The organism is Streptomyces sp. NPDC059668 (genome assembly GCF_042734135.1).
GTDB lineage: Bacteria > Actinomycetota > Actinomycetes > Streptomycetales > Streptomycetaceae > Streptomyces.
The window spans coordinates 1-13,033 of record NZ_JBHWEL010000058.1 but is presented as its reverse complement, the minus strand read 5'-3'; the positions used below and the strand labels follow the sequence as shown (position 1 = coordinate 13,033).

At 71.6% G+C, this 13,033-nt stretch carries 12 protein-coding genes; 7 read left to right on the top strand and 5 right to left on the bottom strand.

Annotation, left to right across the window (positions count from 1 at the left end):
- The first annotated feature begins 50 nt into the window (after positions 1-50).
- Positions 51-302: a YiaA/YiaB family inner membrane protein gene (locus tag ACFV2J_RS31320; protein WP_168527342.1), complete on the top strand. Its 252-nt coding sequence runs from the start codon at positions 51-53 to the stop codon at positions 300-302.
- A 94-nt stretch (positions 303-396) separates the two neighbouring features.
- Entirely contained in the window at positions 397-1,023 is a 627-nt protein-coding gene (locus ACFV2J_RS31315) for a TetR/AcrR family transcriptional regulator (protein WP_385084212.1), read from the top strand.
- 57 nt (positions 1,024-1,080) lie between these two features.
- Here ACFV2J_RS31315 and ACFV2J_RS31310 read toward each other — a convergent pair whose 3' ends face one another.
- A complete protein-coding gene (locus ACFV2J_RS31310; protein ID WP_385084232.1) occupies positions 1,081-1,542 on the bottom strand; it encodes a MaoC family dehydratase in 462 nt (153 codons plus the stop codon).
- A gap of 107 nt (positions 1,543-1,649) precedes the next feature.
- Between ACFV2J_RS31310 and soxR the strand changes: the two genes are divergently transcribed.
- Positions 1,650-2,159, top strand: a complete 510-nt coding sequence (gene soxR, locus ACFV2J_RS31305) for a redox-sensitive transcriptional activator SoxR (RefSeq protein ID WP_385084214.1) — start codon at positions 1,650-1,652, stop codon at positions 2,157-2,159.
- Positions 2,160-2,196: 37 nt separating this feature from the next.
- Here soxR and ACFV2J_RS31300 read toward each other — a convergent pair whose 3' ends face one another.
- The 3 genes from ACFV2J_RS31300 to ACFV2J_RS31290 form a co-directional block, all read right to left on the bottom strand.
- On the bottom strand, positions 2,197-3,264 hold the full coding sequence (locus ACFV2J_RS31300; RefSeq protein ID WP_385084216.1) for an RNA ligase (ATP): 1,068 nt from the start codon (positions 3,262-3,264) through the stop codon (positions 2,197-2,199).
- Positions 3,265-3,442: 178 nt separating this feature from the next.
- Complete coding sequence (locus ACFV2J_RS31295; RefSeq protein WP_385084218.1) at positions 3,443-4,171, bottom strand: 3-keto-5-aminohexanoate cleavage protein; 729 nt, start codon at positions 4,169-4,171, stop codon at positions 3,443-3,445.
- A 324-nt stretch (positions 4,172-4,495) separates the two neighbouring features.
- Positions 4,496-5,098, bottom strand: coding sequence for a hypothetical protein (locus ACFV2J_RS31290; protein WP_385084220.1), 603 nt, complete (start codon positions 5,096-5,098; stop codon positions 4,496-4,498).
- A 376-nt stretch (positions 5,099-5,474) separates the two neighbouring features.
- Here ACFV2J_RS31290 and ACFV2J_RS31285 point away from each other — a divergent pair, with 376 nt between their 5' ends.
- The gene (locus ACFV2J_RS31285) at positions 5,475-8,267 is read left to right on the top strand and encodes a penicillin acylase family protein (protein WP_385084222.1); all 2,793 of its coding nucleotides are present in this window, start codon (positions 5,475-5,477) and stop codon (positions 8,265-8,267) included.
- Between the two features lie 70 nt (positions 8,268-8,337).
- Here ACFV2J_RS31285 and ACFV2J_RS31280 read toward each other — a convergent pair whose 3' ends face one another.
- A complete protein-coding gene (locus tag ACFV2J_RS31280; protein ID WP_385084224.1) occupies positions 8,338-9,591 on the bottom strand; it encodes an exo-beta-N-acetylmuramidase NamZ domain-containing protein in 1,254 nt (417 codons plus the stop codon).
- A 273-nt stretch (positions 9,592-9,864) separates the two neighbouring features.
- Between ACFV2J_RS31280 and ACFV2J_RS31275 the strand changes: the two genes are divergently transcribed.
- The 3 genes from ACFV2J_RS31275 (at position 9,865) to ACFV2J_RS31265 (ending at position 12,971) form a co-directional block, all read left to right on the top strand.
- Positions 9,865-10,629, top strand: coding sequence for an SDR family oxidoreductase (locus ACFV2J_RS31275; protein ID WP_385084226.1), 765 nt, complete (start codon positions 9,865-9,867; stop codon positions 10,627-10,629).
- Positions 10,626-12,287, top strand: coding sequence for a class I adenylate-forming enzyme family protein (locus ACFV2J_RS31270; RefSeq protein ID WP_385084228.1), 1,662 nt, complete (start codon positions 10,626-10,628; stop codon positions 12,285-12,287). The genes ACFV2J_RS31275 and ACFV2J_RS31270 overlap by 4 nt, the downstream gene beginning before the upstream one ends.
- A gap of 90 nt (positions 12,288-12,377) precedes the next feature.
- Positions 12,378-12,971, top strand: a complete 594-nt coding sequence (locus ACFV2J_RS31265) for a TetR/AcrR family transcriptional regulator (protein WP_385084230.1) — start codon at positions 12,378-12,380, stop codon at positions 12,969-12,971.
- The last annotated feature ends 62 nt before the right edge of the window (positions 12,972-13,033 follow it).

The following is a 13,033-nucleotide window of genomic DNA, read 5'->3' as shown; positions in this document are numbered from 1 at the left end:
GAGTACGGGAGCGGATGCGGCCCGGACCGTATCGGCCGAGTCTGGTCCGCATGAGTGACACATCCGTCAAGCAGCAGTCCACCGCCGCCTTCTACGGCCAGGCGGTCGCCTCCTTCGCCGTCGCCATGGTCGCGACCGCCATCGGCATCTACAAGCTGGAGGCCGACACCTGGGTGCGCGCCTTCCTGGGTGTCGCCGTCCTGTATCTGGTGACCTCGTGCTTCACGCTGGCCAAGGTGATCCGGGACCGGCAGGAGGCCCATCTCACGCAGCGTTCGTACAGCCCGTTCGAGAAGCTCTGAGGAAGCGGCGGGCCACCCTGAGCGGGCACACTAAGCGCTCGCTCAGTATCAGAGGTATGGTGTTCGTCCTGTCAGTGGAAGGGGCGAACCAGCGATGAGCACGGCGCAGGAGACGGCCGACGGCGAGATGCAGCCGTGGGCCGAGGTCACCCCGGACGCGGCCCGGCGGCTGCTCATCGCCGCCGTGGAGGCCTTCGCCGAGCGCGGGTACCACGCGACGACCACCCGGGACATCGCCGGGCGGGCCGGCATGAGCCCGGCCGCGCTCTACATCCACTACAAGACCAAGGAAGAGCTGCTCCACCGGATCAGCCGGATCGGGCACGACAAGGCCCTCGCCATCGTGCGCGGCGCGGCGGACGGCGAGGGCGACGCCGCCGAGCGGCTCACCGACGCCGTGCGGTCCTTCGTACGGTGGCACGCCGGACAGCACACCACCGCACGGGTCGTGCAGTACGAACTCGACGCGCTCGGCCCCGAGGCCCGTGCCGAGATCATCGCGCTGCGCCGGCAGACCGACGCCGCCGTGCGCGGGATCATCGAGGACGGTGTCGCGGCCGGCGACTTCGACGTGCCGGACGTCCCGGGCACCACGCTCGCGGTGCTCTCGCTCTGCATCGACGTCGCCCGCTGGTTCAACGTCGACGGCCCCCGCACGCCCGACGAGGTCGGCGGGCTCTACGCCGACCTCGTCCTGCGCATGGTGGGGTCCAAGGAGTAGGACCGGGCGGCGGCTCGGGGGAGCGGTTGTGGCGCGGACCCCGTCGGCCGGCGTCGTTCAGAGGTAGTAGCGCGACACCGACTCCGCGACGCACACCGGCTTGTCGCCGCCCTCGCGCTCCACGCTGAAGGCCACGGACACCTGGACACCGCCGGTCACGTCGTCGACACCGGTGATCGTCGCGGTGGCGCGCAGCCGTGAGCCGACCGGTACGGGGGCGGGGAAACGGACCTTGTTCGTGCCGTAGTTGACGCCCATCCGCACGCCCTCGACGCTGATCAGCTGGGGGCCGAAGAGCGGGAGCAGGGACAGGGTGAGATAGCCGTGCGCGATCGTCGTGCCGAAGGGGCCCGACGCGGCACGCTCGGGGTCGACGTGGATCCACTGGTGGTCGCCCGTCGCCTCCGCGAAGAGATCGATCCGCTTCTGATCGACCTCGACCCAGTCGCTGTACCCCAACTGCTCGCCCACGGCGGCACGCAGTTCGTCGACCGTCGCGAACGTCCTCGGCTCTGCCATCTCGCTGACCTCCCACATCTCCATGTCTAAGCGACTGCTTAGCATGGTCGTGCGCGGGGCGCATGTCAACGGACCGGGCGGGTGACGAGGTCGGTAGGGTTGGAGGGGTGCCCCAGATCCCTGAGAAGATCCACGAGCTGACCGTCGGCCAGCTGTCGGCCCGGAGCGGTGCCGCCGTCTCCGCCCTGCACTTCTACGAGTCCAAGGGCCTGATCAGCAGTCGCCGCACCACCGGGAACCAGCGCCGCTACCACCGTGACGCGCTGCGCCGCGTCGCCTTCGTCCGCGCCGCCCAGCGGGTCGGCATCCCGCTGGCCACCATCCGAGAGGCGCTGGCCGAGCTCCCCGAGGAGCGCACGCCGACGCGCGCGGACTGGGCCCGGCTCTCGGAGGCGTGGCGCTCCGAACTCGACGAGCGCATCAAGCAGTTGAGCAGGCTCAGGGACCATCTGACCGACTGCATCGGATGCGGCTGTCTGTCCCTGGACAACTGCGTGCTCTCCAACCCGGACGACGTCTTCGGGGAGCGCCGGACCGGTTCCCGGCTCATGGTCGAGCGCGGTGCCGCCCCAGGGCCGGCGGCGGAGCGGCGCGAGGAGGCCGAGGACTGCCGCTGACCCCGGCGCTCCCGGGCCGGGCCGGACACCGTCCGGCTCACTCGTACTCCGTGCCGCCCTTGCGTGTCAGATACGCGGGGCTGACCGCCTTCGCGATGGCCCGGCCGCCCGTCACCGGGCTGTACCGCTCGGTCGCGGGCCGGATCACCACACCCTCGCGCAGGTGCAGTCCGCGGCCGGAGACCGTCTCCCGGCCCGAGGCGGCCTCCAGTACGCGGTCGATGGCGTACGGGCCCTCGTACAGCCTTGGCACCAGGGGCAGTTCGCCCTCCAGCAGCGCCGCCGCGTCCAGCCAGCGGACCTCGCCGTCGATCTCAGCGGACACGTCGAACACGGCGTAGCCGAGGGACTGGCGGCGGCCGTCGGCGCCGTAGGAGAGGTCCTGCACGCCCGCCCCGTACACCTCGCCGAAGATGCCGACCCGGCGTGCGCCGAGCCGCTCGGCGAGCCGGGCCGCGGCCCGCGCGACCCCGTGGCCGTGCACGGCGCGCCAGTACAGATTGCGCGGATCCTCCTTGAGCGCCAGCGACTTGGATCCGAATCCCTTGGAGGAGACGTGCGCGCGCCCCTCGTCCGTGAGGTGGGTCACCAGGCAGGCCGAGCCGTGCAGCTTCTCCGTCAGCACGACGGGCTCGCCCGGCGCGAAGATGTCCGGGTACCGCTGGATGTTCTCGATGTCGACCCACGGGAGCAGCCCGGGCGCGGACTCGACGTCGCCGCTCATGGTGGGCGGGATCGGGGGCACCCATTTGACGATGCCGAGCGCCTCGGCGAAGTCGGTGCCGTCCGCGGCGGCCCGCTCCAGGTCGACGTCCGCCAGCGCCCTGGGGCGGCAGACGATCCCCTGCGACAGCTCTCCGCGCAGTCGTACGGCCCTGACCCGGTCCGAGGCGCTGCCCGCGAGCCGTCCGGTCAGACCCAGCTCCTCGATGAGTCCGGGCGGGAGCACGGACTGCTCCGGGATGTAGAGCGCGGTCTCGCCGGTGCGGTAGGCGCCCTTGGCGACGACGGCCCGGTACAGGCCCACCTGGGCCAGTTCGAGGGCGTCGGCGTTCGGGTGCTCGTGGACGGTCAGCACTTCGGCGGTGACGCGCAGCGTCGACATCGGCTTCTCCTCGGGTTCCGCGGGCTTCCCAGCCGGGATTCGTCGCCCCAACTGTCCGGGCCGCAAAGGAGTGGAGCGAGCGGTTTTGCGGCTGTTACCGTCGGCTCGCGCGGCGCGCGCCGGCGTACGGCGCCACGCGCGGCCTGCCGGCCTCCTACCGCCCGGCTGCCGGCCCGCTCTACGACGGACGCCGGGCGGCCCGGTACTGGGCCAGTCCCTCGGCCACCAACTGCGCGTTGGACACCGCCCGCGCACCGTCGGGCAGGACGATGGTGTCCTCCAGCCCGATCCGGGTCGCCAGCCCGAGCCGGCCGGCGAGCCGCAGCACCGGCCAGGTGCCGCCCTCCTCGCCGTGCAGCAGGACGGGGGCGCCGTGCGCGGTGCCGAGGTCGGCGAGGAGGCCCAGGGCTGTCTGCTCGGCCGTACGCGGGGAGGGGTCGGTCACCTCGGCCAGCACCCGCAGCACGTGTGGCCCGAGCGGTGACGCCGTGAAGCGGGCGGCGCCGTCGGTGCCGGACCAGATACCCGCCTCCACGCCGATCCCGCGGTCGAGCAGCGCCGCCGCCAGTTCCTCGGCGCCCGGCTCGTGCCAGTTGACCGAGGCGTGGTCGGGCAGCACCGTCCACGACCGGACCCGCTCCACGCGGGCGGCGGGACCGGGCGCGGCCCACGCCCCGGTCGTCACACCGACCGGTACGCCGACCCGGGCCCGGATCGCTTCGAGGACCGCGGCGACCGCCCTCGCCGACAGGGTGTCCTGCCCGCAGGGGGTCTTGGGGTGAACATGAACGTCCGAGGCCCCGGCCCCGACGGCCCCGGCCGCGGACTCGGCCGACGCCCCGGGCGACAACGGCACCCCGACCCCGTCACCGGCCCCCCGCGCCCCATTCAGACAGACCTGCACCACACCCCCGATCCTGCCACCAGGACAGCGCCCCGTCCTGAGGGGCGCGGGGAACTGCGCGCCCAGCCACGGACGACCCGCGGCGGGCAACGGTCCCGCAGTCCCCGTACCTGGATGGCTCGGCGGTCGGCGGGGCAGCGCCCTGTCTTTGAGGGGCGCGGGGAACTGCGCGCCCGGCCACGGACAACCCGCGGCGGGCAACGGACCCGTAGCCCCCGTACCCCGGCCACTCACCGGACCACTGGGAACCGCGCCCAGCCACGGACAACCCGCGGCGGGCAACGGACCCGCAGCCCCCGTACCCGACCGCTCAACCCAGCGGAGCGCCTACGCCGAGACGAGGAGCCGTCCGCGCCGCGCCTCCGCCACCGCCGCGGACGTCAGGACGGGCCGCGGCACGACGATCCCGCAGCCTCTGCAGACCGGACCCGACGACGGTTCGTGGGCCAGGTCGTACTTCCACGCGAGGCGCTCCCCGGTGCAGACCGGGCAGACCGCCCCGGGCTCCCGCTCCAGCGCGGCGATCAGCCGGCGCAACACCTCGGCCATGGGCTCACGGGGATGGATCCTGGGGTCGTCGCACCACGCGACACCGAAGCCGCCCCAGGTCAGCCGGTGCCAGTCGTCCACGCTGCCCGGCCGGCGCAGCCCGTCGTGCTTCTCCTTCTTGCGACGCTCGGCGAACTCGACCTCGTAGGCGAGCCAGACGGAGCGGGCCTCCTCCAGTTCCTCCAGTGCGGCCACGAGCCGCGCCGGGTCGGGAGACCGGTCCTCGGGGCCGAAGCCGGCCCGGGAACACAGATGGTCCCAGGTCGCCCGATGCCCATAAGGGGCGAACCGCTCAAGGCACTTGCGCAGCGAATAGCGTCGCAGTGCCAGATCACTCCTCGGATCTCGCACCTGTCTCGCCAGACTCCGGAAACCGGCCATCGCCCTGCACCTCCGTCACACCTGCACCTGTACTTCGGTCACTTCGGCGTCGTCGTCGTAAGGACGTCGCCGAGTAGACGTATCGACACGCGATTCGGCTCCCTCCGATTTCCGACGAGTGCCCCGAGTCACCGGCCGAACTCCCCCGGGTCACCCCCCTTCGCTGTCCTCACCTGTGCAAACCGCTGTGAGCGGGGACGCGGGGGCCCCGGAGGATTCCCGCGGCCCGGTGATCCCCAGGGACGGAGACCACGGACTCCCGTACGGTCCCTCGTCCCTCAACCACCCTGTGATCGTCAAAAGTTGACGCATGTTCATCTTCCAACTCGGGGATACCGGCGGTAACGTCCGGCCCACCCCGTCGGGAGGAGCTGCCATGCCACGGTGCACCCCACGTACCACCCTCGACAGACTGAGAACTCCCCGCAGATTCCCCAAGTTCCTGAAGGCCGCATCCATCTGCGTCCTGGTCGCCGGCCTGCTGTCCCCGCTGACCCAGGCCGCCGCGGCCGGAGGCACGGCCGGGATCGCCGCGAACGACTACTGCGGCGGTCGGTGTTCCGACATCCTCCCGCCCGGTGAGAACGGCAACGCCACCCTCGCCCAGATCCTCCTCAACCAGGTCTTCGGCACCCAGCCCGACCACGCCGAGGACCAGCTCGGCCCCTACAGCAACCTCGCCGCGGGCTACTCCACGCTCACCGACGACAAGATCAACACCTTCTTCAACGACGCGTCCTTCGGCGTCGCCTCCGACCAGGTCGCCTCGACCACCAAGCCGGGCGGCCGCACGGACGTGACGATCGTGCGCGACAAGAAGTCCGGTGTGCCCCACATCACTGGTACTACCCGCTATGGCACCGAGTACGGCGCCGGATACGCGGCGGCCCAGGACCGGCTGTGGCTGATGGACGTCTTCCGGCACGTCGGCCGCGGGCAGCTCACCTCCTTCGCGGGCGGTGCCCCCTCCAACCAGGGCCTGGAGCAGGAGTTCTGGCGCAACGCGCCCTACACCGAGGCCGATCTGCAGGCGCAGATCGACAGCGCCACCGCCAACGCCGGAGCCCGTGGCACCCAGGCCCTCGCGGACGCCAACGCCTACCTCGACGGCATCAACGCCTACATCGACACCTCGGACAGCGGCCGCTACTTCCCCGGCGAGTACGTCCTGACCGGCCACAAGGACGCGATCACCAACGCCGGCACCATCGACCACTTCAAACTCACCGACCTGGTCGCGCTGGCCTCGGTGATCGGCGCGCTCTTCGGCTCCGGAGGCGGCGGCGAGGTCAACAACGCGCTCTCGCTGCTCGCCGCCCAGAACCAGTACGGGGTGACCGAGGGCACCAAGGTCTGGGAGTCCTTCCGCGAACGCAACGACCCCGAGGCCGTGCTCACCGTCCACAACGGCGAGAGCTTCCCGTACGCCACCAAGCCCGACACCGCGCAGGGCGAGGCACTGCCCGACGCGGGCTCCGTGGCCCAGGAGCCGCTGGTCTACGACCGCACCGGCAGCGCAGCCACCGCCAAGGCCACCGGTGCCTCGGCCACCGCGGCCACGACAGCGCTCACCTCGGCCAAGCGCGGGATGTCCAACGCCCTCGTGGTGAGCGGCAAGGCCACCGCCAGCGGCCATCCGATCGCCGTCTTCGGCCCGCAGACCGGCTACTTCGCGCCACAGCTCCTCATGCTCCAGGAGATCCAGGGCCCGGGTCTCAGCGCACGCGGCGCCTCCTTCGCGGGGCTGAGCATGTACGTCGAGCTCGGCCGCGGCCAGGACTACTCGTGGAGCGCGACGACGTCCGGCCAGGACATCATCGACACCTACGCCGTCGAGCTGTGCCAGGACGACTATCACTACCTCTACCACGGCACCTGCACCGCCATGGACAAGGTCGAGCGGACCAACTCCTGGAAGCCGACCACGGCCGACGGCACGGCGGCGGGTTCGTACCGGATGCAGGTCTACCGGACCAAGTACGGCCCCGTGGAGTACCGCGCGACGGTCGGCGGCAAGAAGGTCGCCTACACCACCCTGCGCTCGTCCTTCATGCACGAGGCCGACTCGATCATCGGCTTCCAGATGCTCAACGACCCGGACTACGTGAAGAGCCCCGCGACGTTCCAGAGCGCGGTGCAGCACATCAACTACACCTTCAACTGGTTCTACGCCGACTCCGCGCACACCGCCTACTACAACAGCGGTGACAACCCGGTGCGGGCGAGCGGTGTGGACGCCGAGTTCCCGGTCTGGGCGCAGGCCGCCTACGAATGGCAGAGCTGGGACCCGGCCACCAACACGGCCGCCTACACCCCGGCGTCCGCCCACCCCAACTCCACCGACCAGGACTACTACATCTCCTGGAACAACAAGCAGGCCAAGGACTACACCACGGCGCCCTGGGGGGACGGCTCCGTGCACCGCGGCAACCTCCTGGAGGACCGGGTGAAGAAGCTGGTCGCCGCGGGCGGGGTGACCAGGTCCTCGCTGACCCGGGCGATGGCCGACGCGGCGCTGGCCGACCTGCGGGCCGAGGACGTGCTGCCGAAGCTGCTCCAGGTCGTCAGGAGCTCGCCGGTGACCGACACCACGGCCGCGGCGGCGGTGACCAAGCTGTCCGACTGGGTGACGGCAGGAGCCAGGCGCAAGGAGACCTCGGCCGGCTCCAAGGCCTACGCCAACGCCGACGCGATCCGCATCCTGGACGCCTGGTGGCCGCTGATGGTCAAGGCCGAGTTCGCGCCGGGCCTCGGCACCGACCTGTACACCGCCATCACCGCCAACCTGCCTGTCGACGAGTCGCCGTCGGCGGCGCACGGCCCGACCGGCGCGCACGCGGGCAGCTCCTTCCAGTACGGCTGGTGGAGCTATGTCGACAAGGACATCAGGACGGTGCTCGGCCAGTCGGTGCAGGGCGGACTGGCCCGGAAGTACTGCGGCGGCGGCAGCCTGAGCGCCTGCCGGGACATCCTGATCAGCACGCTCAAGACGGCCGCGGGCCTGACCGCCGCCCAGGTCTACCCCGGGGACGACCAGTGCTCGGCGGGTGACCAGTGGTGCGCCGACTCGATCGTCCAGCGGGCGCTCGGCGGCATCAAGCACGGCAGGATCACCTGGCAGAACCGGCCTACGTACCAGCAGGTCGTGGAGTACACGTCGCACCGTTGACCCCGGTCGCGCCGTCGAGTCCCGCCCGGCGGCGGATCGGAGCCCCCGACCCGCCGCCGGGCGTCACGCGTCACTTGTAGAGCAGGTGGGCCTTCCGCGTCCGCCGGAAGGCCGCCAGTTCGTCCCGCCAGGACGCCACGACCTCGTCGGCCGTCGCCCCCGCGTCGATCATCGTGCGCACACCGGTGGAACCGGTCAGCTTGTCGATCCAGTGGTCGGAGCGCCAGGCGAAGCCGCTCCAGACCTTCTTGGCGGTCACCAGGAGCGCGATACCGGTCCGGACGGGGTCGAACGCGGCCCTGTCGTGCACATGGATCTGCACACCGCCGACGGTCGTGCCCTCGAACTTGGAGAAGGTGGGGGCGAAATAGGCCTCCCTGAAGTGCGCGCCGGGGAGTCCGAGGCCGTTGACCGCCGCGGCCCACCTGCCGTCCAGGCCCTCCGCGCCGAGCAGTTCGAACGGCCGTGTGGTGCCGCGTCCCTCCGACAGGTTCGTCCCCTCGAAGAGACAGGTGCCGGAGTACACCAGAGCCGTGTCGGCCGTCGGCATGTTGGGGCTGGGCGGTACCCAGGGGAGCCCGGTCGCGTCGTAGAAGTCGGACCGCTTCCAGCCCGACATCAGGACGGTCTCCAGCGCCACCGGCTTCGCCAGGAACTCCTTGTTGAACAGCCGCGCCAGCTCCGCCACCGTCATCCCGTGCGCCTGCGCGATCGGCTGCCGGCCGACGAAGCTCGCGAACTCCTTGTGCAGCACCGGCCCCAGGGCGGCCCGCCCGGTCACCGGGTTCGGCCGGTCCAGCACCACGAAGCGCTTGCCCGCGAGCCGGGCCGCCTCCATACAGTCGTACAGCGTCCAGATGTACGTGTAGAAGCGCGCGCCCACGTCCTGGATGTCGAAGACGACCGTGTCCACGCCGGAGGCGGTGAAGACGTCGGCGAGCGGCTGTCCGCTCTTGAGATAGGTGTCGTAGACGGGCAGCCCGGTCGCCGGGTCGTCGTAGCGGCCCTCCGAACCGCCCGCCTGCGCGGTGCCGCGGAATCCGTGTTCCGGGCCGAACACGGCGACGAGGTTCACCTGGGCGTCGGCGTGCATGACGTCGACGATGTGGCGCACGTCCGTCGTGACCCCGGTGGGGTTCGTCACGATCCCGACCCGATGGCCGTGCAGGAGCGAGTAGCCGTCGCTCCGGAGGCGTTCGAAGCCGGTGCGGAGGCGGTCACCGGTGGCGGCCGCGGGGACCGGGGCCGGGGTGGGGGCGGCGGGGGCTGTCGCCAGGCCGGCCGCCGCGGTGGCCGTGAGAAGGGCTCGCCGGGAGAGGCGCATGGGGGGACCTCCGTGATCGCGGAAGGTGAGCACCGGCACGCTATGCGCAAGCGCCCGACGCGCGGAAGCCGCCGGTGCCCCTTGCCTGGTCGGGCCCGCGCGGCGGAGCCGGACAATGTCACACTCCCGGGTGCCCCGCGTGCGCCCGGCACCTCTTCCCTTGCAACATACCGACTGGTTAGTCTGGCGTCGCAGCAGAGCCGACCGTGTGCAGGGCCGACCGCGTGGGCCGACTGCTTGCAGAGCCGATTGGCGTCGCGTCGAAGGAGACCGATGGTGGAAGCCGTGCAGGATGCGGGAGTGGTCGTCACCGGTGCGGGAGGCGGCATCGGGGCCGCGCTGGCCCGTCGCTTCGCCGCCGAGGGAGCCAGAGTCGTCGTCAACGACCTAGACGCCGCCAAGGCCCGGGCCGTGGCCGACGAGATCGGCGGCATCGCGGTCCCCGGTGACGCGTCCACGATCGTGACCGAGGCCCGGGACGCCCTCGGCGGCACGATCGACGTCTACTGCGCCAACGCGGGCGTCGCCTCGGGCGGCACCGAGGCGGCCGGCGAGCAGGTCTGGGAACTCGCCTGGGACGTCAACGTGATGGCCCACGTCCGCGCCGCCCACGAGCTGCTCCCGGCCTGGCTGGAGCGCGGCAGCGGCCGGTTCGTGTCCACCGTCTCCGCCGCCGGACTGCTCACCATGATCGGCGCCGCGCCCTACAGCGTCACCAAGCACGGCGCGTACGCCTTCGCCGAGTGGCTGTCGCTGACCTACCGTCACCGGGGCCTGAAGGTGCACGCGATCTGTCCGCAGGGCGTGCGCACCGACATGCTCGACGCCACCGGCAGCGCCGGCGACCTGGTGCTCCAGCCGACCGCCATCGAGCCGGAGGACGTCGCGAACGCCCTCTTCGCGGGGATCGAGGAGGACCGCTTCCTGATCCTGCCGCACCCCGAGGTGGCCGGGTACTACCAGGTGCGGGCCGCGGAACCGGACCGCTGGCTGACCAACATGAACCACATCCAGCAGAAGTGGGAGGCGGGCCGGTGACCACCTATGCCGACCGCCCCTGGGTGGCCCTTCTCAGCGACGCGCAGCGCGCTCCCGTGCGCCCCGCCGACTCCCTCGTGCACGCCCTGCGCACGGCCGTGGGCGAGGTCCCGGACCGTACGGCGCTCGCCTACTTCGACGGCCGGCTGAGCTACCGCGAGCTGGACGAGCTCAGCGACTCGGTCGCCGGGCATCTCGCCGCCCGCGGCCTGGAGCGCGGCGACCGGGTCGCAATCCTGCTGCAGAACTCCCCGCACTTCGTCCTCGCGCTGCTCGGCGCCTGGAAGGCCGGCGCGACCGTCGTGCCGGTCAACCCCATGTACAAGTCCGGCGAGGTCCGCCACGTCCTGCACGACGCGGACGTGCGCGCCCTGGTCTGTTCCGACCGCGCGTGGGAGTCGTACCTGCGCGAGACGGCGGCCGACTCGGCCGTGAGCATCGTCCTCACCGGCTGCGAGCTGGACTTCCAGACCCGCGACGACACTCGCGTGCTGACGTTCGAGCGCCTCCCGTCGGCCGCGGACGCCGACGACCTCGGGACCGTCGCCGCGCAGCGGAACAAGGCCCCCGAGGGCCGCGACGCGGGCCCCTCCGACACCGCGCTGATCAGCTACACCTCCGGCACCAGCGGCACCCCCAAGGGCGCCACCAACACGCACGGCAACATCATGTACAACGCCGAGCGGCAGCGGACCGGTCTCGATCTGCCCGAGGCGCCGGTGTACTTCGCGATGGCGCCGCTGTTCCACATCACCGGCATGGTCTGCCAGCTCGCCGCCTGCCTCAACAGCGCGGGCACGCTGGTGCTCGCCTACCGCTTCGAGGCGGGGGTCGTGCTCGACGCGTTCGCCGAGCACCGGCCGCTCTACACCGTCGGCCCCTCGACCGCCTTCATGGCCCTGGCCGCCCATCCGTCCGTCACGCCGGACCACTTCTCGTCCTTCGTGAACATCTCCTCCGGCGGCGCGCCGCTGCCGCCTGCCCTGGTGGAGAAGTTCCGCGCCGGATTCGGGCCCTACATCCGCAACGGCTACGGGCTCACCGAGTGCACCGCGCCGTGCGCCTCCGTACCGCCGGGCCGGGAGGCCCCCGTCGACCCGGTCTCGGGCACGCTGGCCGTCGGCCTGCCGGGCCCCGACAGCGTCGTCCGCATCGTCGACGAGCAGGGCCAGGAGGTCCCGTTCGGGGAACAGGGCGAGATCCTCGTCCGGGGACCGCAGGTCGTGCCGGGCTACTGGCGGCGCCCCGAGGCCACCGCCGAGACCTTCCCGGACGGTGAGCTGCGCACCGGCGACATCGGATTCATGGACCCGGAGGGCTGGCTCTACGTCGTCGACCGCAAGAAGGACATGATCAACGCGTCCGGCTTCAAGGTGTGGCCCCGCGAGGTCGAGGACGTGCTCTACACCCATCCGGCGGTCCGCGAGGCGGCCGTCGTGGGCATCCCCGACGGCTACCGCGGCGAGACCGTCAAGGCGTACATCAGTCTGCGGCCGGGCGCCGAGGAGGACCCCGACGCGCTCGCCGCGTACTGCAAGGAGAGACTGGCCGCCTACAAGTATCCGCGGCACGTGGAGATCCTGCCCGACCTGCCGAAGACGGCGAGTGGGAAGATCCTCCGTCGGGAACTGCGTACGCGCTCGCAGGGCCCGCGGTAGACGACAATCTCCGTGGCGGACGCTCCTTGCCGGGCGTCCGCCACCGGACGGCGCTTTCATCGAACCACGCACGGAAGGCAGGTGGCGGCAGTGCCCAGAACGACGGACGGCGACGGTACGCCCGTCCCGCAGCGGCTCCTGGCCGCCGCCACCCGGCTCTTCGCCGAGCAGGGCTACGACCGGACCTCCGTGCAGGAGATCGTCGAGGCGGCAGGCGTCACCAAGGGCGCGCTCTACCACTACTTCGGCTCCAAGGACGACCTCCTGCACGAGGTGTACGCACGCGTGCTGCGCATCCAGCAGGAGCGGCTGGACGCGTTCGCGGACTCCGAAGCGCCGGTGGAGGAGCGGGTCCGGGGCGCGGCGGCCGACGTGGTCGTCACGACCATCGACAACCTCGACGACGCCTCGATCTTCTTCCGGTCGATGCACCACCTCAGCCCCGAGAAGCTCAAGCAGGTGCGGTCCGAGCGGCGCCGCTACCACGAGCGTTTCCGCGCGCTGATCGAGGAGGGCCAGAAGAAGGGCGTCTTCTCCACCGCCACTCCGGCGGACCTGGTCGTCGACTACCACTTCGGATCGGTCCACCACCTGTCGACGTGGTACCGCCCGGACGGCCCGCTCACTCCGCAGGAGGTCGCCGACCATCTGGCCGACCTGCTGCTGCGCGCGCTGCGGCCGTAGTCTCCTCCCCGTCCCCGGGGCTCCGCCCCGGACCCCGCCAGGGGCGCTGCGCCCCCTGGACC